The organism is Burkholderia sp. AU15512, assembly GCF_002223325.1.
Classification (GTDB): Bacteria; Pseudomonadota; Gammaproteobacteria; order Burkholderiales; family Burkholderiaceae; genus Burkholderia.
In genome coordinates, this window is record NZ_NKEX01000006.1 from 169,694 (window position 1) to 192,595 (window position 22,902).

Consider the following 22,902-nt stretch of genomic DNA (forward strand, 5'->3'; position numbering starts at 1 on the left):
GATTCGGGAGAGGGGCGGCGCGGCGGCCGCCGGGTTCAGCAGATACCGGCTTCCGCGAGGCGGCGGGCGGCGTTGTACATGTGCGTGCGCGCCGCGTTGCGTGCGGCCATCGGGTCGCGCGCGCGGATCGCGTCGGCGATCGCCGCGTGTTCCTCGCGCACCTGGCGCGAGAAGTCCTCGCGCGTCGCTTCGTTGCGCCGCGTGACCTTCACGCCGGCTTCGAGGTACTGGTTCAGGAACTGCAGCGTCTTCAGGAAATACGGGTTGCCGGTGACGGCCGCGATCGTGCGGTGGAACGCGACGTCTTCCGCGACGCCGTCGCGCCCTTCGGCCACCGCATCGTCGATCTTGCGCAGTGCATCGTCGATGTCGGCCATGTCTTCATCGGTGTGGTTCAGCGCGGCTTCGGCCGCGACCTCGGCCTCGATCGCGCGGCGCACCGCGAGCAGGTGCGGCAGCGACGTGGCTTCGACAGCCTCCGCATAGTCGATCCGCAGCGGCCGGATCGCGCCGTGCTGGTTCACGTACACGCCGCTGCCCTGGCGCGGCTCGACCACGCCTTCGTTCTTCAGCCGCGAGATCGCCTCGCGGATCACCGTGCGGCTCACGCCGAATTCCTGCGCGAGCACGGCCTCCGTCGGCAGCTTGCCGGTGGCGGAGAAACTGCCGACTTCGATCTGCTTGAGCAGTTGCTGCGCGACATGGTCGCTCATCGCGCGGGCGGGAATTTTCTCGAACATGGTGCTCTGGCTTGTAAGGTTATGTGGTCATCATACAAATTTGAATGCGTGACAGCATCCGGGATAACCCTCGGTGAGTGGAGCGCAACGTCGGTTAAGTTGATTGAAACCGGTTCCAATTGAATCGAAACCGATGTGTTCGAGTGTCGTGTCGCGATCGGCTGGAAAAGGAGCGGGGGCCCGTCGCCGTCAGTCGGCGATGTCCTCGACGGCGTCCGCCGCGATTGCCGCGCCGGCTTCCGCCACTTCCCCGCCACGCTCCCGATACGTCGCAGGCGGCACGCCGAACTGCTTGCGGAATTCGCGCCCGAGGTGCGACGCATCCGCGAATCCGCAGCTCGACGCGATATCGGCCACCGTGCGGTCCGAGCTCGTCAGCAGCCACGCGGCCGTGCGCAGCCGTACCTGCTTCGCGAACGCCTGCGGGCTCTTGCCCGTTTCCGCCTTGAACAGCCGCTCGAGCTGCCGCGTCGACAAATCGAGCTTGCTCGCAAGCTCGTCGAGCGACAGCGCCCGCCCGACATGCTGTTCCATCAGGAGAATCGCGCGCTTGACCTTCGGGTGCGTCGCCGGCTCGAGGCCCGGCGGATGCGGCTGCGGCGCATTGCCTTTCTGCATCTCGCCGACCAGCAGGATGCGCAGCGCCTTCTGCACGGTCGCGTGATCGAAATGGCGCAGCAGGATCGCGGCGGCGACGTCGATCGACGCGCGGCCGCCCGAGCAGGTGATGCGGCGCCGGTCGATCACGAACAGCCGGTCGGCGATCAGCAGGTCGGGATCGGCGGCCGGAAAGCGCTCGATGAAATCCCAGTAGTGGAACCAGCTCACGCAGGTGCGGTAGCCGTCGAGCACGCCGGCCCGCATCAGCGTGAACACGCCGGTGCAGATGCCGACGACCGTCGCGCCGCCCGCCGCCGCGCGGCGGATGAAGTCGAGTGTCTCGGGGCCCGCCTGCGGCCCCGAATGCAGCAGCCCGCCGACCACCACCACATAGTCGAACGGCTCGGCCGCGTCGAACGTTTCCCACGGCGTGATCTGGATCCCGCAGCTTGCGCGCACCGGCGCGAGGGTCTCGCCGATCACGCTCCACGCGCAGCGCACGGGCTTGCTGTAGTCGCCGTCGTCCGCCGACAGCCGCAGCATGTCGACGAAGCCGGAGAAGGCCGTCAGCGTGAAGTTCGGCAGCAGCACGATGCCGAAGCGGATACGCCGCGGCGCGGGTTCTGCGAGGGGGGAAGCGGGTACGTCGGTTGTCATCGCGGCCAATCTCTTCACGCCGGGCGGGCGGTCTCACTCAGTCTGTTGATACGGGTCATGCGGGTACGGCGGCCGGGCGGGGCGGATGCAGCCAGCGTCGCTGATCGGTTCCGGCACGACTTGTGGTTTTCCGTCGCGAACCATCGCCAAAACGCACTTTCGGGCCTGCCGGCGGGGCGCTTGGCGGCGGTATCCCACGCCGATGCCGTTTTTGTTCTATCGGCCGATTTTACGCTTTGATGTACTGGCGCCAACGTCATTTCACGTGTGTCCCACCCAGAGGAAGCCAGATGAACGTCAGCGTCTTCGACCTGTTCAAGATCGGCATCGGCCCGTCCAGTTCGCATACGGTCGGCCCGATGATCGCCGCGTGCCGCTTCGCGTCGCACGTGGAGGACGCGAACCTGCTCGGTTTCGTGCGCCGCGTGCGGGTCGAACTATACGGCTCGCTCGGCGCGACCGGCAAGGGCCACGGCACCGACAAGGCCGTGCTGCTCGGTCTCGAGGGCCACCTGCCCGACACGATCGATCCGGACCTGATCGAGCCGCGGCTCGCCGCGATCCGCGCGGAGAAGGCGCTGTCGCTGCTCGGCAAGCAGACCGTCCGTTTCGAGGAAAAAGAGCACATCGGCTTCTATCGCAAGCTGATGAGCGGCACGAGCATCGTGCACCCGAACGGGATGCGCTTCCAGGCATTCGACGAGCACGGCCAGTTGCTCGTCGAGAAAGAGTATTACTCGGTCGGCGGCGGCTTCGTCGTGAACCGCGACGGCGATCGCGTGAACGGCGTGCGCGCGGCGGTCGAGGTGCCGTATCCGTTCCGCACCGGCGACGACCTGATGCGCCAGTGCCGCGAGCACGGGCTGTCGATCGCCGAGCTGATGATGCGCAACGAATGCGCGCTGCGTCCCGCCGACGAAGTGCGCGCCGGGCTGCTCGCGATCTGGCGCACGATGGCCGCCTGCGTCGAGCGCGGCTGCAAGGTCGAGGGCGACCTGCCGGGCCCGATGCGCGTGAAGCGCCGCGCGGCCGAGCTGAACAATCGTCTGCGCGCGCGTTCGGAAGAGTCGCTGCGCGACCCGCTGTCGATGCTCGACTGGGTCAACCTGTATGCGATGGCCGTCAACGAGGAGAACGCGGCGGGCGGCCGGGTCGTCACCGCGCCGACCAACGGCGCGGCCGGCGTGATTCCCGCGGTGCTGCACTACTACGTGAAGTTCGTGCCGGGCTCGAACGAAGCCGGCATCGTCGAATTCCTGATGACGGCCGCGGCGATCGGGATCATCTACAAGGAAACCGCGTCGATCTCCGGCGCGGAAGTGGGTTGCCAGGGCGAAGTGGGCGTCGCGTGCTCGATGGCCGCGGCCGCGCTCGCCGCGGTGATGGGCGGCACGCCCGACCAGGTCGAGAACGCGGCCGAGATCGGCATGGAGCACAACCTCGGGATGACCTGCGACCCGGTCGGCGGGCTCGTGCAGATCCCGTGCATCGAGCGCAACGCGATGGGCGCGATCAAGGCGCTGAACGCATCGCGCATGGCGCTCAAGGGCAATGGCCAGCACTACGTGTCGCTCGATTCGGTCATCAAGACGATGCGCGAGACGGGCGCCGACATGAAGACGAAATACAAGGAAACGTCGCGCGGCGGTCTGGCCGTGAACGTCATCGAATGCTAAACGAAGGATCACTCACATGAGCCGCTACTCGATATTCAGCCTGTTCCGCAACGGCCTCTCGTATCACGAGAACTGGGAAAAGCAGTGGAAGAGCCCGGAACCGAAGAAGGAATACGACGTCGTGATCGTCGGCGGCGGCGGCCACGGCCTCGCGACTGCCTACTACCTCGCGAAGGAGCACGGGATCACGAACGTCGCGATCCTCGAGAAGGGCTGGATCGGCGGCGGCAACACCGCGCGCAACACGACGATCGTCCGCTCGAACTACCTGTGGGACGAATCGGCCGCGCTGTACGAGAAGGCGATGAAGCTGTGGGAAGGGCTGTCGCAGGACCTGAACTACAACGTGATGTTCAGCCAGCGCGGCGTGATGAACCTGGCGCACACGCTGCAGGACGTGCGTGACACCGAGCGCCGCGTGAACGCGAACCGGCTGAACGGCGTCGACGCCGAATTCCTGACGCCCGCGCAGATCAAGGAAATCGAGCCGACCATCAACCTGAACAGCCGCTACCCGGTGCTCGGCGCATCGATCCAGCGCCGTGCAGGCGTGGCGCGTCACGACGCGGTTGCCTGGGGCTTCGCGCGCGGCGCGGATCGCGCCGGTGTCGACATCATCCAGAACTGCCAGGTGACGGGCATTCGCCGCGAAGGCGGCGCGGTGGTCGGCGTCGATACGGTGAAGGGTTTCATCAAGGCGAAGAAGGTCGCGGTGGTTGCGGCCGGCAACACGACGACGCTCGCCGACATGGCCGGCGTGCGCCTGCCGATCGAGAGCCACCCGCTGCAGGCGCTGGTGTCCGAGCCGATCAAGCCGGTCGTCAACTCGGTGATCATGTCGAACGCGGTGCACGCGTACATCAGCCAGTCCGACAAGGGCGACCTCGTGATCGGCGCCGGCATCGACCAGTACACGGGCTTCGGCCAGCGCGGCAGCTTCCACATCATCGAAAGCACGCTGCAGGCGATCGTCGAGATGTTCCCGGTGTTCTCGCGGGTGCGGATGAACCGCCAGTGGGGCGGCATCGTCGACGTGTCGCCGGACGCGTGCCCGATCATCACCAAGACCGACGTGAAGGGCCTCTATTTCAACTGCGGCTGGGGCACCGGCGGCTTCAAGGCGACGCCCGGCTCGGGCTGGGTGTTCGCGCACACGATCGCCCGCGACGAACCGCACCCGCTGAACGCGCCGTTCGCGCTCGACCGTTTCTACACGGGCCACCTGATCGACGAGCACGGCGCTGCCGCCGTCGCGCACTGACCGCTACCGCCCAGACACAGGAGAAAGAAACATGTTGCTGATCGAATGTCCGTGGTGCGGGCCGCGCGCCGAATCCGAGTTCTCGTGCGGCGGTGAAGCCGACATCGTGCGCCCCGTGAACAACGAGAACATGACCGACCGCGAATGGGGCGAGTACGTGTTCATGCGCGAGAACAAGCGCGGGCTGCACAAGGAGCAGTGGCTGCACACGCAGGGCTGCCGCCGCTGGTTCAAGGCCACCCGCGACACGGTGACCTACGATATCAAGGGCTACGAAAAGTTCGGTGGCGAAGCTGCCGGCAACGCACACGAAGAGGGCACGAGCAAATGAGCCAGAAAGACCGCCTCGGCACCGGTGGCCGCATCAATCGCGCGATTCCGTTGACCTTCACGTTCAACGGCCGCACGTATCAGGGCTTCCAGGGCGACACGCTCGCGTCCGCGCTGCTCGCGAACGGCGTGCACTTCGTCGCGCGCAGCTTCAAGTACCACCGCCCGCGCGGGATCGTGACGGCCGACGTCGCGGAACCGAACGCCGTCGTGCAGCTCGAATCGGGCCCGTACACGGTGCCGAACGCGCGCGCGACCGAGATCGAGCTGTACCAGGGGCTCGTCGCAACGAGCGTGAACGCGGAGCCGTCGCTCGAGAACGACAAGTACGCGATCAACCAGAAGCTGTCGCGCTTCCTGCCGGCCGGCTTCTATTACAAGACCTTCATGTGGCCGCGCAACATGTGGCCGAAGTACGAAGAGAAGATCCGTGAAGCCGCCGGCCTCGGCAAGGCGCCGGAAGCGCTCGACGCCGATCGCTACGACAAGTGCTATGCGCACTGCGACGTGCTCGTGGTCGGCGGTGGCCCGTCGGGCCTCGCGGCCGCGCATGCGGCGGCCACGGCCGGCGCGCGCGTGATCCTCGTCGACGACCAGCGCGAGCTCGGCGGCAGCCTGCTGTCGTGCCGCGCCGAGATCGACGCGAAGCCCGCGCTGCAGTGGGTCGAGAAGATCGAGGCCGAGCTGCGCAAGCTGCCCGACGTGACGATCCTGTCGCGCAGCACCGCGTTCGGCTACCAGGACCACAACCTCGTGACGGTCACGCAGCGTTTGACCGATCACCTGCCGGTGTCGATGCGCAAGGGCACGCGCGAGCTGCTGTGGAAGGTCCGCGCGAAGCGCGTGATCCTCGCGACCGGCGCGCACGAGCGGCCGATCGTGTTCGGCAACAACGACCTGCCGGGCGTGATGCTCGCCGGCGCGGTGTCCACCTACGTGCATCGCTTCGGCGTGCTGCCGGGCCGCAACGCGGTCGTGTTCACGAACAACGATCGCGCGTACCAGACCGCGCTCGACCTGAAGGCGTGCGGCGCGAAGGTGATGGTCGTCGATTCGCGCGCATCGTCGAACGGCGCGCTGCCGGCCGCCGCGAAGCGGCAGGGCGTGACGGTGATGAGCGGCGCGGTCGTGACGGGCGCATCGGGCAAGTGGCGCGTATCGTCGGTCGACGTCGCGTCCTACTCGAACGGCCAGACCGGCGGCAAGCTGCAGACGCTGCCGTGCGACCTCGTCGCGATGTCGGGTGGCTTCAGCCCGGTGCTGCACCTGTTCGCGCAGTCGGGCGGCAAGGCCTGCTGGAACGACGAGAAGGCGTGCTTCCTGCCGGGCAAGCCCGTGCAGGCGGAAGCGAGCATCGGTGCCGCGGCCGGCGAATTCGGCCTGGCCCGTGCGCTGCGACTCGCGGTCGATGCGGGCGTGGAAGCCGCGAAGGCAGCGGGTTTCACCGCCGAGCAGCGCGCGGTCGCGCCGCAGGTCGCGGAAACCGTCGAAGGCGCACTGCAGCCGCTGTGGCTGGTCGGCAGCCGCGAAGCTGCGGCACGCGGGCCGAAGCAGTTCGTCGACTTCCAGAACGACGTGTCGGCCGCGGACATCCTGCTGGCCGCACGCGAAGGCTTCGAGTCGGTCGAGCACGTGAAGCGCTACACGGCGATGGGTTTCGGCACCGACCAGGGCAAGCTCGGCAACATCAACGGGATGGCGATCCTCGCGGGCGCGCTCGGCAAGACGATTCCGGAAACGGGCACGACGACGTTCCGCCCGAACTACACGCCCGTGTCGTTCGGCACGTTCGCGGGCCGCGAGCTCGGCGATTTCCTCGACCCGATCCGCAAGACCTGCGTGCACGAGTGGCACGTCGAGCACGGCGCGCTGTTCGAGGACGTCGGCAACTGGAAGCGGCCGTGGTACTTCCCGAAGAACGGCGAGGATCTCCATGCGGCCGTGAAGCGCGAATGCCTCGCGGTGCGCAACAGCGTCGGCATCCTCGACGCGTCGACGCTCGGCAAGATCGACATCCAGGGCCCGGACGCGGTGAAGCTGCTGAACTGGATGTACACGAACCCGTGGAACAAGCTCGAAGTGGGCAAGTGCCGCTACGGGCTGATGCTCGACGAGAACGGGATGGTGTTCGACGACGGCGTGACGGTGCGCCTCGCCGACCAGCATTTCATGATGACGACCACGACGGGCGGCGCGGCGCGCGTGCTCACGTGGCTCGAACGCTGGCTGCAGACCGAATGGCCCGACATGAAGGTGCGACTGTCGTCGGTCACCGATCACTGGGCGACGTTCGCGGTGGTCGGCCCGAAGAGCCGCAAGGTCGTGCAGAAGGTGTGCCAGGACATCGACTTCGGCAACGAGGCGTTCCCGTTCATGAGCTACCGGAACGGCACCGTCGCGGGTGCGAAGGCGCGCGTGATGCGGATCAGCTTTTCGGGCGAACTGGCCTATGAAGTGAACGTGCCGGCGAACGCGGGCCGCGCGGTGTGGGAAGCGCTGATGGCGGCCGGGGCCGAGTTCGACATCACGCCGTACGGCACCGAGACGATGCACGTGCTGCGCGCGGAGAAGGGCTACATCATCGTCGGCCAGGATACCGACGGCTCGATCACGCCGTACGACCTCGGGATGGGCGGCGTCGTCGCGAAGTCGAAGGACTTCCTCGGCAAGCGTTCGCTCTCGCGTTCGGACACCGCGAAGGAAGGCCGCAAGCAGTTCGTCGGCCTGCTGACCGAGGACGAACAGTTCGTGCTGCCGGAAGGCGCGCAGATCATCGCGAAGGACACGCAGGTGTCGGCGGTCGATCCGACGCCGATGCTCGGCCACGTGACGTCGAGCTATTACAGCCCGATCCTGAAGCGCTCGATCGCGCTCGCGGTGGTGAAGGGCGGCCTGAACAAGATGGGCGAGAGCGTCGTGATTCCGCTGGCCAACGGCCGCCGCATCACCGCGAAGATCTCGAGCCCGGTTTTCTACGATACCGAAGGGGTGCGCCAGCATGTGGAATGAAACCAGAAACCAGACGCAGGTGGCGGGCGCGGGCGGCGTGACGCTTGAATCGCCGTTCGTCGGCGCGGCCGACGTGCTGAAGCCGCACCAGGCGCGCGCCTCGAAGGAGTTCACGCTGCGCGAGCGGCCGTTCCTCGATCTCGTCAACGTGCGCGGCGAGTTGAGCGATCCGGCGTTCGTGAGCGCGTTCGAGCGCGTGGTCGGCTGCCGGCCGCCCGCGGCGCCGAACACGGTCGCGCGCGGCGCCGAGTACGACGTGCTGTGGCTCGGCCCCGACGAGTGGCTCGTGCGCTCGAACGGGCCCGTGCCGGCCGGCGTGCTCGAAGCGAAGCTCGCGGAAGCCGTGCAGGGCACGTATTCGGCGGCCGTCGACGTCGGCAGCGGCTATACGGTGGTCGAGATCAGCGGCGAACGCGTGCGCGACGTGCTCGCCCGCGGCTGCCCGCTCGATCTCCATCCGCGTGCGTTCAAGCCGGGCCAGTGCGCGCAGTCGCATTACTTCAAGTCGTCGATCGTGCTGATCCCGACCGGTGACGATGCGTTCGAGATCGTCGTGCGCCGCAGCTTCGCCGACTACTTCGTGCGCATCATGCTCGACGCGGCCGCGCCGCTCGCATCATGAAGCCGTTCGACGAACCGTTCGTGGCGATCGACGCGCCGCGCCTGCGCGGGCGCGGCTGGAGCGTGTTCGTCGACGAACTGAAGGTGCCCGCGCGGATCGGCATTCATGCGCACGAGCATGAAGCACCGCAGCCGATCGTGATCGATGCACGGCTCGGCTACCGGTGCGAGCCGAGCGAGCAGGGCGAGTGGATCGATTACGACGGCTATTGCGCGCGCCTTGCCGCGTTCCTGTCGCACAAGCCGCATACGCGGCTGCTCGAGACGCTCGTCGCCGATATCGCGGTGCTGTCGTTCCGTGAGTGGCCGGCGCTGGAGTCGCTGACGCTGTCGGTGTACAAGCCGAAGATCCGACCCGGCACGAAGCGGGTCGGCGTGTCGCTGGACTGGACGCGCGGGGATTTCCTGCGGTGGACGGGGGCGGCGGGGCAGTTTTGACGCAGGAGAGGCGGCCGACGAGCGCATCGAAACGATGCCGGTCGGCTGCCGGCCGTGGCACTTGCTGGTCTGTATAGTTCCTGAAATATGAGAATAATGCGTCGACTGTGAGCATGTTGGCGTTTGTTCCTGAAATATGAGAACAATTGGCCGGCGCTGACATTCAAGCCTATAATTCCGATATTCTCGTAACAATGCCGTCGAAACCCGTTCGTCGGCGTTTTGTTCCTGGTATCCCGGAATTATGGCCCGCACCTTACCCCGCCCGATTGCATCACCCGACCCGCTCGCGCAGGATCTCGCGGCGCTGGGTGCGCTCGTCCGCAACCGGCGGGCGCAGAACCAGATGCGGATCGACGACGCAGCCGACATGCTCGGCGTCTCAAAGGACGTGCTGTCGCGGCTCGAAAACGGCCGGGCGGTGAGCCTCGACAAGTTGTTCAAGGTGCTCGACGGTCTGGGACTCAATTTGCTCGTCGTACCGAAGCGCGAAGTGCCCGTCGCTCGCAAGGCATTGCATGAACTTGCCGAGCCGACTGTTCCGGCGGAGTCGCGGGAGGGCGCGTGATGGTTCATCGCCTGCGCATCTCGACCAACGGTTCCCCCGTCGGGCAACTGACTTACGACGCCCGTCAGGATGACTACGGTTTTTCGTATGACCCGGCGTGGCAGGCGCGCGCCGATGCGTTCGCGTTGTCGCCGTGCATTCCGCTCGACGGTCGTTCGCTACCTGCGGGCGCGGTGCAGCGCTTCATCGGCAATCTGTTGCCCGAGGGGCGTGCGCTCGACGTGGCCGCGGCGATGTATCAGCTATCGAAGGACAACGTTTTCGGCTTGATCCGGATGCTCGGCAAGGAGCCGGTCGGTGCGCTGAGTTTCCTGCCGGACGACGGAGAGAATGCACAGGCCCCGGCAGCCCTTGAGTCCGAACGTCGCGTGATATCCGCGGAAGAGTTGACCGACCGCATTCGCAAGCGTGACGCGATTCCGTTTCCGGTATGGGACGGCCAGGTTCGTCTGTCGATTGCCGGCCATCAGGACAAACTGCAGGTGCTGGTCGAGGGGGAGCAAGTTGCACTCGTCGAAGGGGCGCTCAGCAGCACGCACATTCTGAAGCCGGAGTCGGGCAACCCGCATGCGCCGTTCATGGTCGCCAATGAGCACTTCTGCATGTCACTGGCCGCGAGAATGGGGCTGCCAGTGGCGCCCGTCGAGATTCGCCGCATCCCGGAACCCATTCTGCTCATCGAGCGCTTCGACCGGATCGTCACGACCGAGCCGGACGATCCGACGCGCGTCAGTGCGGTGCGGCGCCTTCATGTCATCGACGGGTGCCAGGCATTGGACTTGCCGGCAACGCTCAAGTACGAGCGCAACCTCGGTAACAACGCGGACGTGCGCAATATTCGCGAAGGCGTGAGCTTCGAGAAGCTGTTCTCGCTGACGCCGTATCTCGAGGCCCCGGCAGCCGCGCGCACGGCCATGCTGCGCTGGGCCCTGCTGCAACTGCTGATCGGCAACAGCGACGCTCATGGCAAGAACATCTCGTTTTTCGTCAGCGGTGGCGGGCTTGCGCCGGCGCCGCTTTACGACCTCGTTTGCGTCAACGTGTATGGCGACACGTACGTCCAGGATATGGCGATGGCTTATGGAGATGTGTTTCGCACGGAGGAACTGACCGCGTTCGCGCTCGCGGATTTTGCGCATCGCACACAGATTCGGCCGTCGTTCGTCGCGCGCGAAATGTCGAAGATGGCGAGCCTGGCGAAGAAGCTGGCACCTGAATTGGCGGCGTCCGACATTTACGTGGGCGACGAACGTGGATGGGTAGGCAATATTTCGGAGTACGTGTGTACCCAGGCCGACCGCGTGCTGCGTATTGCGCCTCTGGTGTCCAAGGTGAACATCGATCTGCTTTGAAATCGGGCATTCACCGGGCGATCGCAGCGACATCCGTTCCAGCCTGTCGTTGCGATCGCCCTGAGCCGAGGCGTCAAGCTGCAGCCGCCCCATCCAGCGCCGGATAGTCGACATACCCGCGCGCATCGCCGCCGAAGAATGTCTCGCGCCGCGCGTCGTTCATCGGCGCGCCGGTCTTCACCCGCGTCACGAAATCCGGATTCGCCAGCACCATCTGCCCGTACGCTTCGAGATCGGCCAGCCCCGACGTCACGTCCGTGCCGATCGCGTCGCGCGTGCGGCCCGGACGGTTCAGGATCAGCGTGCCGCTCCAGCGCGCGCGCAGGTCGGCCAGCAGCGCTTCGTTGCCCTGATGCATCACGTGCAGGTAGGCGAGGCCGAGCCGGTCGAGTTCCGTCGCGAGGTGGCGATACAGGTCCGGCCCTTCCGCACCTTCGTCGAGGCCGCCCAGCGTATTGCCGGGCGATACGCGGATGGCCGTGCGATCCGCGCCGATCTCGTCGGCGATCGCCGTGGCGACCTCGATCGCGAAGCGCGCGCGGTTCTCGATCGAGCCGCCGTACGCGTCGGTGCGCGTGTTGGCATTCGGCGCGAAGAACTGCTGGATCAGGTAGCCGTTCGCGCCGTGGATCTCGACACCGTCGGCACCCGCCTCGATCGCGCGGCGCGCGGCGATGCGGAAGTCGTTCACGGTCTCGCGCACTTCGTCGAGCGTCAGCGCGCGCGGCGCGGGGATGTCCAGCATCCCCTTCATCGTGAACATTTGCGCATTCGGCGCGATCGCCGACGGCGCGACGGCCTGCCGGTGATGCGGCGTATTGTCGGGATGCGACATGCGCCCGACGTGCATCAACTGGATGAACAACCGGCCGCCGCGGGCATGCACGCGGTCGCTGATCGCCTTCCAGCCGGCGACGTGCGCGTCGGTATGGATGCCGGGCGTCGTCAGGTAGCCTTGCCCGTCGTCCGACGGCTGCGTGCCTTCGCTGACGATCAGGCCGAGGCTCGATCGCTGCGCGTAATACTCGGCGGCCCATTCGCCGGGCGTGCCGTCGAAGGCGGCGCGGCTGCGGGTCATCGGCGCCATGACCAGGCGGTTTTCCAGCGTATATCGGCCCACGCGGACCGGGGTGAACAGTTGGCTCATGATGCGTCAGCTCCTCGAGAGTCGGGATGGTGGCACCGGGTCGGTGCCCCCTCGGGCGCCGGCCGCGCACGGGTGTGCCGACCTCGCCTCCACGCACCCATCATCCATTGCTTCCTTTTCGGGATAAACCGGGTAATCTGGATAACATTGATCCATTGATGGAGCAGTGGGCATGGAACTACTGAACGACATGGCGCTGTTCGTCGAAGTCGTGAAGGCGAAGGGTTTTCGCAGTGCGGCCGAGACGCTGGGGATGCCGAACTCGACGCTGTCGCGGCGCATCAGCGCGCTGGAGAAGGCGATCGGGCTGCGGCTGCTGCATCGCACGACGCGCCGGATCGAACTGACCGAGGCCGGCCAGCTCTACTTCGAGCGCTGCAAGCGCATCGTCGACGAGGCGCGGCTCGCGCACGAGCAACTCGGCGGGTTGCTGGCGGAGCCGACCGGCGTGCTGCGCGCATCGTTTCCGGTCGATTTCGCGGTGACCTACCTGGCGCCGCTGATCGTCGAGTTCTCGACGCGTTACCCGAAGCTGACATTCGATTTCGAGCTGACGTCACGGCGGGTCGATCTGGTGAGCGAACCGTTCGACGTGGCGATCCGCTTGGGCGAATCCGACGATTCTCAACTGATCGCGCGCCGGCTGGCCACGCTCGGGAACTACCTGTATGCGTCGCCCGGCTATCTCGCGCGCGAGGGCGAGCCGCGCACGCCGGACGACCTGGCGCGGCACGCGTGCCTCAGCCTGGCGAGGGCCGGCACGTGGACGCTGCACGACGGCACGCACACCGTCGCGGTACCGGTGAGCAGCCGCTTCGCGGGAAACAGCGTCGGCATGTTGCGGCGCCTGGCCACGCTCGATGCGGGCATCATCGTGCTGTCCGAAGCGATCGTCGCGGACGATCTGGCCGCCGGCCGGCTGCGCCGCGTGATGCCCGCATGGGAAGGCGAGCCGATTGCGGTCTACGCGATGACGGAAACGCGGCTGCTGCCCGCGAAGACGCAGCATTTCATCGAGTTCTTGCGGGAGCGTTTCGCGCAGGCGTGACGGGCGGGTAGCCGTTCGTCGTTCAGTTCTGCGCCGGCGGCGACGGTGCGTCCAGCTGCGCTTCCCATTTCTTCAGGATGCGCACGCGCGCCTGGCTGAAATCGACCCAGCAGTTCATCCGCGCGTCTTCCGGGATCATCTGCTGCGGATTGGCGGCTTTCACGTAGTCGCAGGTGTCGTCGGCGAAGCGGGTCCAGCTTGCCTGCGACTTCGCGAGCGCGCTGGCGGCATCGGGGTTGCGCTGCTTGAGCTTGTGCTCGAGCGACCGGTATGCGCGCTCGACGGCCTGATCGTTCTGACCGAGTACGCAGGTCCGTACGTCGTTCATCGTCAGCGCGTGTTTCTCGCAATCGACGGCGGCAAACGCGGTGGTGTGGCCGATCGCCAGCGCGGCGACGGCAAGGAAGCGGGGGGCGTGGCGCATGCGCGTCGAACGAAGGGGGGACTAGTTGCCGCGGGCCGACGTCGGGCTCGTCTTTTCGCTGACCGGCACCATGCGGGCCTTCGCATCGTTCGCGGAATTCGCAGGACTTGAGGCTTTCGCATCGTCGTCAGGTTCAAGCACGAAGCGGAACGAATCGACGCGCTGCATCACCTTCGCCGCATACGCGTTCGAACCGCCGCTGTAGCTCCTCAGTCCGGCCCGCACGTCGCCACCGGCCGCCCTCACGTAGCCCGACAGGATCGCGGAGCCGACTTCGACGTTCGCGTTCGGGTCGGTCAGGTCCTTCACGTTGCGCACCAGGCCGCGGTGCGCGGTCGGCACGACCTGCATCAGCCCGGTCGCGCCATGCTGGCCGCGCGCCTTTTCCTGGAAGCGAGATTCGATCGAAATAATGGCGTAAACGAGTGCGGGAGGCAGTGAATATTTCGTCGCAGTGACGCTCACGATATCGGCGAGCTTCGCGGCCCGTTCCTTCGCGACGCCGAACTTCTTCGTCAGGTAGGACGTGATGCGGCGGTTTGCTTCGTTCGGCTGATCGTTGGCGTCGGCGAGCGGCGCGGATGCGACGGACGGCGCCGATGCGGCTGCTTCGGGCGCGGACGCAGGCAGTGCGGGCGCTTGCTGCGCCGACGCCTGTTGCGCGATGCCGAGCGAAAGCACGATCAGCCAGAGAAACCGTCGCATGGTGGAGTGCGGGGAATGGGAAGGCGCCTAGTATATCGGCCAATCGCGACCGGTGGTCGAGTGCCGGTTCGAATGAAAGCGGCATGTAGGCTTGTGTCGCGGCGGGCCGATCGAGGCGCCGATCGTTGCACGGACACGCATCGGAGTCCGGACGAACGCTAGTTGATGATCTCGCCGGTGCCGGTTTCGATGCGGATTCTGAGCTGCTGGATGAACGCCGGATCGTAGGGTTCCCAGCGATCGAGTTCGCCGACGATCTTCAAAGGCGATGTGCTTCGATACGATCGCGTCGGATTGCCCGGGAATTTCTTGTCCGTGACGTTCGGGTCGTTTTCGAATTCGCCGGTGGGTTCGACGATATAGACCCGCGGCCGGCCGTCGCCTTTGGCCATTTCCGCCGCCAGGCCGGCGCCTTTGGGCAAAGCCGTGAAGTAGATGTGATTCATCACGACGTCGTCGCGATAATTCGATCGGAAGCCTGCCGTCAGCAAGTCGCCGATCCGCAAATCCGCTTTCGTGCCATGAAAAAACGGGCCGGTATCCGAAACGGTCATGGTTTCCCCCTTCTAAAAATCGCGCAACGGCTTCTACGCGCGCCGTGCGGCCGCCACCCGTGCAATCGCGCCGATCGCATCGCTGACGAGCACCGCGAGCAGCCCGACGATCACGCCGCCCTGCAGCACGAACGCGGTATTCGACGTCTGCAGCCCCGCGATGATGACGTCGCCGAGCCCGCGCGCGGCGACCGTCGAGCCGATCGTCGCGGTGCCGAGATTGATCACGACCGCGAGCCGCACGCCGTTGACGATCACCGGAAACGCGAGCGGCAGCTCGACCGACACGAGTTGCTGCCAGCCGCTCATCCCCATCCCGCGCGCGGCATCGACGACGTCGCGCGGCACGTCCTCGAGCCCCGCGATCGTGCTTTCGAACACGGGCAGCAGCCCATACAGCACGAGCGCGATCAGCACGGGCTTCAGGCCGAAGCCGACGGCCGGCACCGCGAGCGCGAGCACCGCGACGGGCGGGAAGGTCTGGCCGATGTCGACGACGCTGCGCGCGACCGGCAGGAAATCCGCGCCCCACGGCCGCGTGACCGCGATACCGGCCGCGACCGCGACGATCGTGCCGATCACGCTCGACAACGCGACCGTGCCGAGATGCGCGAGCGTGAGGTCGAGCAGGCTCGCGCGATCGTAGATCACTGGCGCGCCGTTGTCGGCGAACGGCGCGAACAAGCCTTGCAGCCAGGCGGGTCGCAACAGCAGCACGAGCAGCAGTGCGAGCGCGGCCGCGCGTGCGAGGTAGGCGGGAAGTGCCGACCGCCCGGGCCGCGTGCTGCCGTGCGTCGTCATGCGGGCTTCCTTGCGTGCGCACGGATCGCATCGAGCGTGATGCGGCGCTTGTTGCGGCCGTCGCCATCTTCCACTGGAAGCACATCGACACCGCGCCACAGCAGCTCCGACACCGCATCGCGCAGCGTGCGCGTCGCGGCGATCGGTTCGCCGTCGGCATGACCGGGTTCGGCCACCGCGTCGATCGGCGTCAGCGCGAGCAGGCGCAGCGGCCGGTCGACGCCGGCGACCAGCTGTTCGACGACGCCGGCTGCCGGCTTGCCGAGAATCTCGGCCGGCGTTGCGACCTGCAGCAGCCGGCCGCCGTCCATGACCGCGATCGTGTCGCCGAGCTTCAGCGCTTCCTCGATATCGTGCGTGACGATCACGACGGTGATGCCGAGGCGGCGCTGCAAGGCAAACAGGTCGTCCTGCGCCTTGTTGCGGATGATCGGGTCGAGCGCGCCGAATGGCTCGTCCATCAGCAGCATCGCGGGCTCGGCCGCGAGCGCGCGCGCGACGCCGACGCGCTGCTGCTGGCCGCCCGACAGTTCGTGCGGCAGCTTGCCCGCGAACTCGGCCGGCGGGAGATGGAACAGGTCGAGCAATTCGTTCACGCGCGAGTCGATGCGATCGGCCGGCCAGCCGAGCAGGCGCGGCACGGTCGCGATGTTGCGCGCGACGCTCCAGTGCGGAAACAGCCCGTGCCCCTGGATCGCATAGCCGATGCCGCGGCGAAGCTGCTCGGGCGCCACGGTGGCCGTATCGACGCCGTCGATGCGGATCGTGCCGCTGGTGGGCGCGATCAGCCGGTTGATCATGCGCAGCAGCGTCGACTTGCCGCTGCCCGATGCACCGACGAGCGCGGTGATCGTGCCGCGCTCGATCGTCAGCGAGACGTCGTCGACGGCGACGATATCGCCGAAGCGTTTGCCCGCACGTTCGATCTCGATCATCCTGCACGCCCCTTCGCGAGCGTGGTCGCGGCTTCGAATATGACGGCCGCCACCAGCGCGAGCGCGATCGTCGGGATCGCGCCGAGCAGCACGAGATCGGCGGCCGATTGCCCGATCCCCTGGAAGATGAAGGTGCCGAAGCCGCCGCCGCCGATCAGCGCGGCGACCGCGGTCAGCCCGATGTTCTGCACGAGCACGATGCGCACGCCGCTCAGGATCACGGGCAGCGCGAGCACGAGATCGACGCGCAGCAGCCGCTGCGCGCGCGTCATGCCCATCGCGCGCGCCGCTTCGGTCACGCGCGGCGGCACCTGGCCGAGCCCGACCACGACGCTCGACGCGATCGGCAGCAGCGAATACAGGAACAGCGCAAGCACGGCCGGTGCGACGCCGATGCCGCGGATGCCGAGCGCGGCCGCGAGCGGCACGTGGGCGGCGAGCAAACCGAGCGGCGCCATCATCAGCCCGTACATCGCGATGCTGGGGATCGTCTGCACGATATTGAGCACGGGCATCGCGACGGTACGCACCGCCGCGATGCGCGCGCAGGCGATGCCGAGCGGCACGCCCGCGACGAGCGCGGCGGCCACCGAGCCACCGGCGAGCGACACGTGCCGGATCGCCTCGATCCAGAAGTCGTCGCTGCGCACCGCGTATTCGCGCATCACGGAGAGGCCGTCCCACCAGCCGCTCGCGAGCGGCACCGAAATCGCTGCTATCGCGACGACGAGCGCGGCGAGGCGCCGCCACGGGCCGAATGCGAGCCGTGCGAGCGCATCCGCGACGAGCACGGCCCACGCGAACAGCAGCAGCCAGACGCCGGAGGAGGGCGATACGCGGGCGAGCGTGTCGTCAGGCGCGACGACGTGCGTCGCGGCCGCGCCGACCGCGTACGCGAGCGTGGCGAGCCACGCGCAGCCGGCCATGAGGCGCCACGCGGGGCGGCTGGCCGTCATCGCCCACAGCGCGCCGACGATCCACAGCGCGGCGAGCCCGGCGCCCTGCAGGGCCGGCAGCGCGGCGAACACCGACAGGTCGGTGCCGGCCGCGATGCGGTTCGGCCGCAGCACCGCGAACGGCAGGCCGAGCACGGCGACGATCGTCAGGACCCCGATCAGGATGCCGACCTTGTCCGCCGTGATGCGCCGCGCGGACGCTGCCGCGCGACCCGTCATTTAACGAAGCCCTTCGCTTTCAGGTAGCTTTTCGCGACGCCGGCGGCCGGTTCGCCGTTGATCTGGATGCGCGCGTTCAGCGTCTGCAGCGTCTTCAGGTCGAGGCTCGCGAACACGGGCTTCAGGTAGTCGGCGATCTGCGGATGCGCTTTCAGCACGGCTTCGCGGATCACCGGCGCGGGGGCATAGACGGGCTGCACGTGCTTGTCGTCGTCGAGCACCGCGAGGCCGCTCGACGAGATTCCGCCGTCGGTGCCGTAGACCATCGCGGCATTCACGCCGTCGGTCTGGTTCGCGGCGGCCTTGATGGTTGCGGCCGTGTCGCCGCCGGACAGCACGACGAGCTGGTCGGGCTTCAGCTTGAAGCCGTACGCCTTCTCGAACGACGGCAGCGCCGACGCGCTGTTCACGAATTCGGCCGACGCCGCGAGCTTCACCTTGCCGCCGCCGGCCACCCACTTGCCGAAATCGGAGAAGGTCTTCAGGTGCTGCGACTGCGCGACCGGTGCGAGCACGGCGACGCCCCACGTGTTGTTCGCGGGCGCCGGGGTGAGCCAGACGAGATGGTTCGCCGCGTAGTCGAGTTGCTTCGCGGTGTCGTAGCCCTGGCTCGCGTTCTTCCACAGCGGATCGTCCGCCTTGTTGAAGAAGAACGCGGCATTGCCGGTGTATTCGGGGTAGACGTCGATCTCGCCGCTCGTGAGCGCCTTGCGCACGATCGGCGTGGTGCCGAGCGCGATCTTTTCGGTGACGGGGATGCCGTGGGCCTTCAGCACCTGCGCGATGAGGTTGCCGAGCAGGTTGCCTTCGGTGTCGATCTTCGACGACACCACGACGGGCGTGTCGGCATGCGCGCCGGGCGCGACGAGGGCGGCGGCGAACGCGAGGCCCAGGATCCGGGCGGGCAGGGCGAGCTTCATACGGGCCAATCTCCAGGACGGGGGCGTACGCCGAAAGTTACTTGACTGAGCGGGCTTTGGCAAACCGCGTGCGGCGGCGTGCCCACAGCGCATGTGGGGATTACCCGCATCCGTGTGGCAGGCTTGTTACACTGAATCCGTTCCCGCCTTGCCGACACTTCCTGACATGAAGCCCGAGTTGCTGGTTCTCATCGCATTGCGCGGCGACGCGCATCGCGAGATCGCCGCGTCGTTCGACGTGCGCTACGCCCCGACATCCGACGCACGCGAACGTGCGATCGCCGAACACGGCGGCACGATACGCGCGGTGCTGACCAATGGCAGCACGGGGCTCACCGCCGCCGAGATCGATCGTCTTCCGCAGCTCACGTTCGTCAGCGCGCTCGGCGCCGGCTACGAGCACATCGATGTCGCGCATGCCAAAGCGCGCGGCGTGACCGTGGTCACGGGCGCCGGCACCAACGACGATTGCGTCGCCGATCATGCGTTCGCGCTGCTGCTCGCGACCGTGCGCAACGTCGTGCAGCTCGATGCGAAAACCCGTGCGGGCGTGTGGCGCGACGGCCTGGCGATGCCGCCGAACGTGTCGGGCAAGAAGCTCGGCATCGTCGGGCTCGGCAAGATCGGCGAGAAGTGCGCGCGCCGCGCGGCCGGCTTCGACATCGAGATCGGTTATCACAACCGGTCGCAGAAGGACGTCCCTTACCGCTATTTCGACCGCGTCGACACGCTCGCGCAGTGGGCCGATTTCCTGATCGTCGCAACGCCGGGCGGCGCGGGTACGCGGCACCTGATCGATCGCGCGGTGCTCGACGCGCTCGGCCCTGGCGGGTTCGTCGTCAACGTGTCACGCGGCAGCGTTGTCGATACCGCTGCTTTGGCGGACGCGTTGCGTGAAGGACGCATCGCGGGCGCGGGGCTCGACGTGTACGAAGGCGAACCCGAGCCGCCGCGCGCGCTGACGGAGCTCGACAGCGTCGTGCTGACGCCGCACATGGGCGGTTGGTCGCCCGAGGCGCTCGATCGGTCGGTGCGGCAGTTCATCGACAATGCCGAGCGGCACTTTTCAGGGCGGCCGGTGTTGACGCCGGTGTGAGCGGCGCCGGGACGATGATTCGCCGTTCACCGTTTCGTCCGGGATCGATGTCGGCATGAGAGGCGCCACGCAACGGTCGAGGGCGGATGCGCAGCGCTATCGATCGATACGCAGCACGAGCTTGCCGGTCGTGCCGCCCGACTCGAGCGCCGCATGCGCGTCGACGATCGCGTCGAGCGCATAGCTGCCCCCGATCAGCGGCTTCAGCGCACCGGTGGCCAGCAGGCCGAACAACTCGCCGAGCGTTTGTTGGACGACGTGATCGGCGAGGAACGCATGCAACGCGAAACCCGACAGCGAGCGGCAGCCGAAGATGAGCGCGTTCATCAGGCTGTCGTCGACTGCGAGCAACTGGCCGCTTGCCGCGCCATAGGCGACGAAACGACCTTGCGGCGCAAGGCTGGACGCCAGCGTGCGGGCCACGGCGCCACCGATCGAATCGAACACGACGTCGGGGCCCGTGCCGCAGGTTGCGGCGCCCAGTCGATCGACCCACGCGTCGTCGCGATAGCTCACGGCCTGATCGGCACCGAGCGCCCGCACCGTCGATAGCTTCTCCGTGGAACCGGCCAGGCCGACGATCGTCCTGGCACCGTCGAGTCTCGCCAGCTGGATGAGCATGGAACCGACGCCGCCGGCAGCGGCGGTGATGGCGACGGATCGTGCGGCCACCGGCGTCTCGCGCAGCAGCATGCGGGCGACCAGCCCCTGCAGCATGACCGCGACGGCGTCGTCGTCCGAAACGGCGTCGGGAATCGCGACGATCAGCGGAGCGCGTACCGTCACATATTCGGCATACCCGCCGGTTCCGCTCGTTGCACCGAACAGCGCCGCGGCCACGCGATCGCCGACGCGGAAGTCCCGCACGTTCGCGCCTACGGCTTCGACGGTGCCGACCGTTTCCGATCCCAATATCGCCGGCAAAGTCGGCGCCGGGCCCGGATAGGTACCGGCGCGTTGCAGCGTTTCCGCGAAATTCAGTCCGATGCGCGTCACGCGCACGAGGACTTCGTCGGGAGCCGGTGTCGGGCGCTCGATCACGACCGGACGGAGTACGGACGGAGCGCCGAAACGATCGATCTGAATGGCATTCATGGTATTCACGGGAAAATCTCGCTGGATGCGGGGGCGTTGCCCCCGGGGTGTGTGAGGTGTCGGGCAGGACGCGGCGTCGGCCGGATCACTCCGGCAGGGACGTTCGATCGCCGCGATCGAACGAGGCGCGGCCCGCGCCATTCAGCACGAGCGCGAGCAGGCCGCCCGTCATCGACAGGTTCATCATGAAGAAGGTCTGCTGCGTCTGGTCGCCGCCGCTATGGAAGATCACCGCGGCGATGACCGAAAAGATCGCGAGCCCAAGCGCGGCGAGTCGCGTCATGAAGCCGGCGATCAACGCGAGGCCGCCGGCGACCTCGACGAAGATCACGAGCGGCAGCAGTGCCCCCGGTACGCCCATGTGCGCCATGTATTGCTCGGTGCCTGCGTAGTTGAAGATCTTGCTGATGCCCGCGCCGACGTAGACGCCGGCGATGAGGGTGCGCACCAGGACGGACAGGATGGCGTTGACGGCGGGCGCCTGCGTAGCGGTTCGGTACAGGGTGCGGTTGATCGATCGAATCATGGTGAGTCCTCGTTCGTGAGGCGGCGGATCGGCGATCCGCCGCCGTGTTCAGCGGTTCGGGTTCGGGGCCGCGCTCATGCGCGGAACGGCGGGTAGTCGGTATAGCCGGCTTCGCCGCCGCCATAGGCCATGGACATGTCCGCATGCGCGAGCGGCCGGTCGTGCCGGAAGCGTTCGGCAAGATCCGGGTTCGCGATGAACGGGTAGCCGAACGACACGAGATCGGCGTGGCCCGTGGAAAGCGCCGTTTCCGCGCGTGCTTTCGTATAGCCGTTGTTCGCGATGTAACGCCCGCCGAACGCGCGCTTGAGCGCGCCGTAGTCGAATGCGGGCACCGCGTCCGGTGCGGCCTGGGGGACGCCTTCGACGACATGGAGATAGACCGCGAGGCCGCTCAGCCGGTTGGCGAATTGCTCGAACAGCGTTTGCGGATCGCTATCCGCGATTCCACCGAAATGCGGCGTGACCGGAGAGATACGGATCCCTAATCGATCGGGGCCTGAAACGAGGCCGACTGCGCGCACGATCTCGAGCGGCAGACGAAGCCGGTTGTCGATCGTGCCGCCGTAGTCGTCGGTCCGGCGGTTCGTGCCGTCGCGCAGGAACTGGTCAAGCAGATAGCCGTTGCCGGCGTGGATCTCCACGCCGTCGAACCCGGCCTGCAATGCGGCACGAGCGGCCAGCACGTATTGATCGACGATGGCGGGCAATTCGGCGGTTTCGAGCGCGCGCGGTACCGGGTACGGCTGCGGGCCGGTCGGCGTATACGCGTCGCCGTCGGGCCGGATCGGCGACGGCGCGACCGGTCGTGCGCCGTCCGGCTGCAGGTCCGGGTGACCGATGCGGCCGACATGGGCCAGTTGCACGAAAATGCGGCCGCCTTCACGGTGCACCGCGTCGGTCACCTGTTTCCAGCCCGCGATCTGCGCGTCGCTGTAGATGCCCGGCGTGAACGGATAGCCCTTGCCCTGTGGCGAGATCTGCGCGCCCTCGGTGACGATCAGGCCGGCCGAGGCCCGTTGTGCGTAGTAGGTCGCGTTCATCGGGCCGGGCGCGTCGCCGGCACCGGCACGGCTGCGCGTCATCGGCGCCATTACGATGCGATTCCTGAGCGTGATGCGCCCGAGTCCGATCGGGTCGAACAGCGTCGGACGCGCAGGCGCCCGGGGCGGCGAGAGAAAGCGGTCGGTCGTCATGGTTCCATGTTCCTGTGACATTGACGGG

At 67.2% G+C, this 22,902-nt stretch carries 23 protein-coding genes; 10 read left to right on the top strand and 13 right to left on the bottom strand.

The features are described 5' to 3' along the window. Window positions 1-35: 35 nt before the first annotated feature. Window positions 36-740 carry a FadR/GntR family transcriptional regulator gene (locus CFB43_RS20100; protein WP_011354089.1) on the bottom strand — a complete coding sequence of 235 codons (705 nt, stop codon included), beginning with the start codon at window positions 738-740 and terminating at the stop codon, window positions 36-38. A gap of 189 nt (window positions 741-929) precedes the next feature. After that, window positions 930-1,997: a GlxA family transcriptional regulator gene (locus CFB43_RS20105; protein WP_089441798.1), complete on the bottom strand. Its 1,068-nt coding sequence runs from the start codon at window positions 1,995-1,997 to the stop codon at window positions 930-932. A 290-nt stretch (window positions 1,998-2,287) separates the two neighbouring features. Here CFB43_RS20105 and CFB43_RS20110 point away from each other — a divergent pair, with 290 nt between their 5' ends. From CFB43_RS20110 to CFB43_RS20145, 8 genes are all read left to right on the top strand, one after another. Next, entirely contained in the window at window positions 2,288-3,673 is a 1,386-nt protein-coding gene (locus CFB43_RS20110) for an L-serine ammonia-lyase (protein WP_089496282.1), read from the top strand. A gap of 16 nt (window positions 3,674-3,689) precedes the next feature. Continuing rightward, window positions 3,690-4,934: a sarcosine oxidase subunit beta family protein gene (locus CFB43_RS20115; protein ID WP_006480591.1), complete on the top strand. Its 1,245-nt coding sequence runs from the start codon at window positions 3,690-3,692 to the stop codon at window positions 4,932-4,934. Window positions 4,935-4,965: 31 nt separating this feature from the next. After that, a complete protein-coding gene (locus tag CFB43_RS20120) occupies window positions 4,966-5,265 on the top strand; it encodes a sarcosine oxidase subunit delta (RefSeq protein ID WP_089433164.1) in 300 nt (99 codons plus the stop codon). Beyond that, window positions 5,262-8,273: a sarcosine oxidase subunit alpha family protein gene (locus CFB43_RS20125; protein WP_089496283.1), complete on the top strand. Its 3,012-nt coding sequence runs from the start codon at window positions 5,262-5,264 to the stop codon at window positions 8,271-8,273. Before CFB43_RS20120 ends, CFB43_RS20125 begins: the two co-directional genes overlap by 4 nt. Further along, a complete protein-coding gene (locus tag CFB43_RS20130) occupies window positions 8,263-8,895 on the top strand; it encodes a sarcosine oxidase subunit gamma (protein WP_089496284.1) in 633 nt (210 codons plus the stop codon). The genes CFB43_RS20125 and CFB43_RS20130 overlap by 11 nt, the downstream gene beginning before the upstream one ends. After that, window positions 8,892-9,332, top strand: a complete 441-nt coding sequence (locus CFB43_RS20135; RefSeq protein WP_089496285.1) for a dihydroneopterin aldolase — start codon at window positions 8,892-8,894, stop codon at window positions 9,330-9,332. The genes CFB43_RS20130 and CFB43_RS20135 overlap by 4 nt, the downstream gene beginning before the upstream one ends. A 244-nt stretch (window positions 9,333-9,576) precedes the next feature. Continuing rightward, complete coding sequence (locus CFB43_RS20140) at window positions 9,577-9,900, top strand: helix-turn-helix domain-containing protein (RefSeq protein ID WP_089496286.1); 324 nt, start codon at window positions 9,577-9,579, stop codon at window positions 9,898-9,900. Beyond that, the gene (locus CFB43_RS20145; RefSeq protein ID WP_089496287.1) at window positions 9,900-11,252 is read left to right on the top strand and encodes a HipA domain-containing protein; all 1,353 of its coding nucleotides are present in this window, start codon (window positions 9,900-9,902) and stop codon (window positions 11,250-11,252) included. Before CFB43_RS20140 ends, CFB43_RS20145 begins: the two co-directional genes overlap by 1 nt. 73 nt (window positions 11,253-11,325) lie before the next feature. Here the strand turns inward: CFB43_RS20145 and CFB43_RS20150 are convergent, their stop codons facing one another. Then, window positions 11,326-12,399, bottom strand: a complete 1,074-nt coding sequence (locus CFB43_RS20150) for an alkene reductase (RefSeq protein WP_089496288.1) — start codon at window positions 12,397-12,399, stop codon at window positions 11,326-11,328. Window positions 12,400-12,571: 172 nt separating this feature from the next. Between CFB43_RS20150 and CFB43_RS20155 the strand changes: the two genes are divergently transcribed. Next, entirely contained in the window at window positions 12,572-13,447 is an 876-nt protein-coding gene (locus tag CFB43_RS20155; protein WP_089496289.1) for a LysR family transcriptional regulator, read from the top strand. 22 nt (window positions 13,448-13,469) lie between these two features. On the opposite strand, the gene CFB43_RS20160 is transcribed toward CFB43_RS20155, so the two are convergent. The 7 genes from CFB43_RS20160 to osmF all read right to left on the bottom strand — a co-directional run bounded on the left by CFB43_RS20160 (window position 13,470) and on the right by osmF (window position 18,961). Further along, window positions 13,470-13,871 carry a lysozyme inhibitor LprI family protein gene (locus CFB43_RS20160; RefSeq protein ID WP_089496290.1) on the bottom strand — a complete coding sequence of 134 codons (402 nt, stop codon included), beginning with the start codon at window positions 13,869-13,871 and terminating at the stop codon, window positions 13,470-13,472. Between the two features lie 21 nt (window positions 13,872-13,892). Further along, window positions 13,893-14,576 (bottom strand): lytic transglycosylase domain-containing protein, encoded by a 684-nt coding sequence (locus CFB43_RS20165; RefSeq protein ID WP_089496291.1) that lies wholly within the window; start codon window positions 14,574-14,576, stop codon window positions 13,893-13,895. A 158-nt stretch (window positions 14,577-14,734) separates the two neighbouring features. Beyond that, window positions 14,735-15,130, bottom strand: coding sequence for an NAD(+)--rifampin ADP-ribosyltransferase (gene arr, locus CFB43_RS20170; protein ID WP_089496292.1), 396 nt, complete (start codon window positions 15,128-15,130; stop codon window positions 14,735-14,737). A gap of 33 nt (window positions 15,131-15,163) precedes the next feature. Next, a complete protein-coding gene (locus tag CFB43_RS20175) occupies window positions 15,164-15,931 on the bottom strand; it encodes an ABC transporter permease (RefSeq protein ID WP_089433157.1) in 768 nt (255 codons plus the stop codon). Next, a complete protein-coding gene (locus CFB43_RS20180; protein WP_089496293.1) occupies window positions 15,928-16,866 on the bottom strand; it encodes an ABC transporter ATP-binding protein in 939 nt (312 codons plus the stop codon). Before CFB43_RS20180 ends, CFB43_RS20175 begins: the two co-directional genes overlap by 4 nt. Then, window positions 16,863-18,041, bottom strand: a complete 1,179-nt coding sequence (locus CFB43_RS20185; RefSeq protein WP_089496294.1) for an ABC transporter permease — start codon at window positions 18,039-18,041, stop codon at window positions 16,863-16,865. The genes CFB43_RS20180 and CFB43_RS20185 overlap by 4 nt, the downstream gene beginning before the upstream one ends. Continuing rightward, a complete protein-coding gene (osmF, locus tag CFB43_RS20190; RefSeq protein ID WP_089496295.1) occupies window positions 18,038-18,961 on the bottom strand; it encodes a glycine betaine ABC transporter substrate-binding protein OsmF in 924 nt (307 codons plus the stop codon). The genes CFB43_RS20185 and osmF overlap by 4 nt, the downstream gene beginning before the upstream one ends. 166 nt (window positions 18,962-19,127) lie before the next feature. Here osmF and CFB43_RS20195 point away from each other — a divergent pair, with 166 nt between their 5' ends. Beyond that, window positions 19,128-20,057 (top strand): 2-hydroxyacid dehydrogenase, encoded by a 930-nt coding sequence (locus tag CFB43_RS20195; protein WP_089496296.1) that lies wholly within the window; start codon window positions 19,128-19,130, stop codon window positions 20,055-20,057. Between the two features lie 96 nt (window positions 20,058-20,153). Here the strand turns inward: CFB43_RS20195 and CFB43_RS20200 are convergent, their stop codons facing one another. The 3 genes from CFB43_RS20200 to CFB43_RS20210 all read right to left on the bottom strand — a co-directional run bounded on the left by CFB43_RS20200 (window position 20,154) and on the right by CFB43_RS20210 (window position 22,874). Beyond that, on the bottom strand, window positions 20,154-21,161 hold the full coding sequence (locus CFB43_RS20200) for a quinone oxidoreductase family protein (RefSeq protein ID WP_089496297.1): 1,008 nt from the start codon (window positions 21,159-21,161) through the stop codon (window positions 20,154-20,156). A 76-nt stretch (window positions 21,162-21,237) separates the two neighbouring features. Then, window positions 21,238-21,678: a DoxX family protein gene (locus CFB43_RS20205; protein WP_089496298.1), complete on the bottom strand. Its 441-nt coding sequence runs from the start codon at window positions 21,676-21,678 to the stop codon at window positions 21,238-21,240. Window positions 21,679-21,752: 74 nt separating this feature from the next. Beyond that, window positions 21,753-22,874, bottom strand: coding sequence for an alkene reductase (locus CFB43_RS20210; protein WP_089496299.1), 1,122 nt, complete (start codon window positions 22,872-22,874; stop codon window positions 21,753-21,755). Window positions 22,875-22,902: the final 28 nt, after the last annotated feature.

What these genes read in the sequence shown, in the direction of transcription:
- CFB43_RS20165 (WP_089496291.1), bottom strand. Translation starts at nt 14,576, where the DNA reads ATGCGACGGTTTCTCTGGCTGATCGTGCTTTCGCTCGGCATCGCGCAA.
- CFB43_RS20115 (WP_006480591.1), top strand. Translation starts at nt 3,690, where the DNA reads ATGAGCCGCTACTCGATATTCAGCCTGTTCCGCAACGGCCTCTCGTAT.
- CFB43_RS20125 (WP_089496283.1), top strand. Translation starts at nt 5,262, where the DNA reads ATGAGCCAGAAAGACCGCCTCGGCACCGGTGGCCGCATCAATCGCGCG.
- CFB43_RS20110 (WP_089496282.1), top strand. Translation starts at nt 2,288, where the DNA reads ATGAACGTCAGCGTCTTCGACCTGTTCAAGATCGGCATCGGCCCGTCC.
- CFB43_RS20105 (WP_089441798.1), bottom strand. Translation starts at nt 1,997, where the DNA reads ATGACAACCGACGTACCCGCTTCCCCCCTCGCAGAACCCGCGCCGCGG.
- CFB43_RS20185 (WP_089496294.1), bottom strand. Translation starts at nt 18,041, where the DNA reads ATGACGGGTCGCGCGGCAGCGTCCGCGCGGCGCATCACGGCGGACAAG.
- CFB43_RS20155 (WP_089496289.1), top strand. Translation starts at nt 12,572, where the DNA reads ATGGAACTACTGAACGACATGGCGCTGTTCGTCGAAGTCGTGAAGGCG.
- CFB43_RS20205 (WP_089496298.1), bottom strand. Translation starts at nt 21,678, where the DNA reads ATGATTCGATCGATCAACCGCACCCTGTACCGAACCGCTACGCAGGCG.
- CFB43_RS20130 (WP_089496284.1), top strand. Translation starts at nt 8,263, where the DNA reads ATGTGGAATGAAACCAGAAACCAGACGCAGGTGGCGGGCGCGGGCGGC.
- CFB43_RS20180 (WP_089496293.1), bottom strand. Translation starts at nt 16,866, where the DNA reads ATGATCGAGATCGAACGTGCGGGCAAACGCTTCGGCGATATCGTCGCC.
- CFB43_RS20135 (WP_089496285.1), top strand. Translation starts at nt 8,892, where the DNA reads ATGAAGCCGTTCGACGAACCGTTCGTGGCGATCGACGCGCCGCGCCTG.
- CFB43_RS20145 (WP_089496287.1), top strand. Translation starts at nt 9,900, where the DNA reads ATGGTTCATCGCCTGCGCATCTCGACCAACGGTTCCCCCGTCGGGCAA.
- osmF (WP_089496295.1), bottom strand. Translation starts at nt 18,961, where the DNA reads ATGAAGCTCGCCCTGCCCGCCCGGATCCTGGGCCTCGCGTTCGCCGCC.
- CFB43_RS20100 (WP_011354089.1), bottom strand. Translation starts at nt 740, where the DNA reads ATGTTCGAGAAAATTCCCGCCCGCGCGATGAGCGACCATGTCGCGCAG.
- CFB43_RS20150 (WP_089496288.1), bottom strand. Translation starts at nt 12,399, where the DNA reads ATGAGCCAACTGTTCACCCCGGTCCGCGTGGGCCGATATACGCTGGAA.
- CFB43_RS20195 (WP_089496296.1), top strand. Translation starts at nt 19,128, where the DNA reads ATGAAGCCCGAGTTGCTGGTTCTCATCGCATTGCGCGGCGACGCGCAT.
- CFB43_RS20175 (WP_089433157.1), bottom strand. Translation starts at nt 15,931, where the DNA reads ATGACGACGCACGGCAGCACGCGGCCCGGGCGGTCGGCACTTCCCGCC.
- CFB43_RS20140 (WP_089496286.1), top strand. Translation starts at nt 9,577, where the DNA reads ATGGCCCGCACCTTACCCCGCCCGATTGCATCACCCGACCCGCTCGCG.
- CFB43_RS20120 (WP_089433164.1), top strand. Translation starts at nt 4,966, where the DNA reads ATGTTGCTGATCGAATGTCCGTGGTGCGGGCCGCGCGCCGAATCCGAG.
- arr (WP_089496292.1), bottom strand. Translation starts at nt 15,130, where the DNA reads ATGACCGTTTCGGATACCGGCCCGTTTTTTCATGGCACGAAAGCGGAT.
- CFB43_RS20210 (WP_089496299.1), bottom strand. Translation starts at nt 22,874, where the DNA reads ATGACGACCGACCGCTTTCTCTCGCCGCCCCGGGCGCCTGCGCGTCCG.
- CFB43_RS20160 (WP_089496290.1), bottom strand. Translation starts at nt 13,871, where the DNA reads ATGCGCCACGCCCCCCGCTTCCTTGCCGTCGCCGCGCTGGCGATCGGC.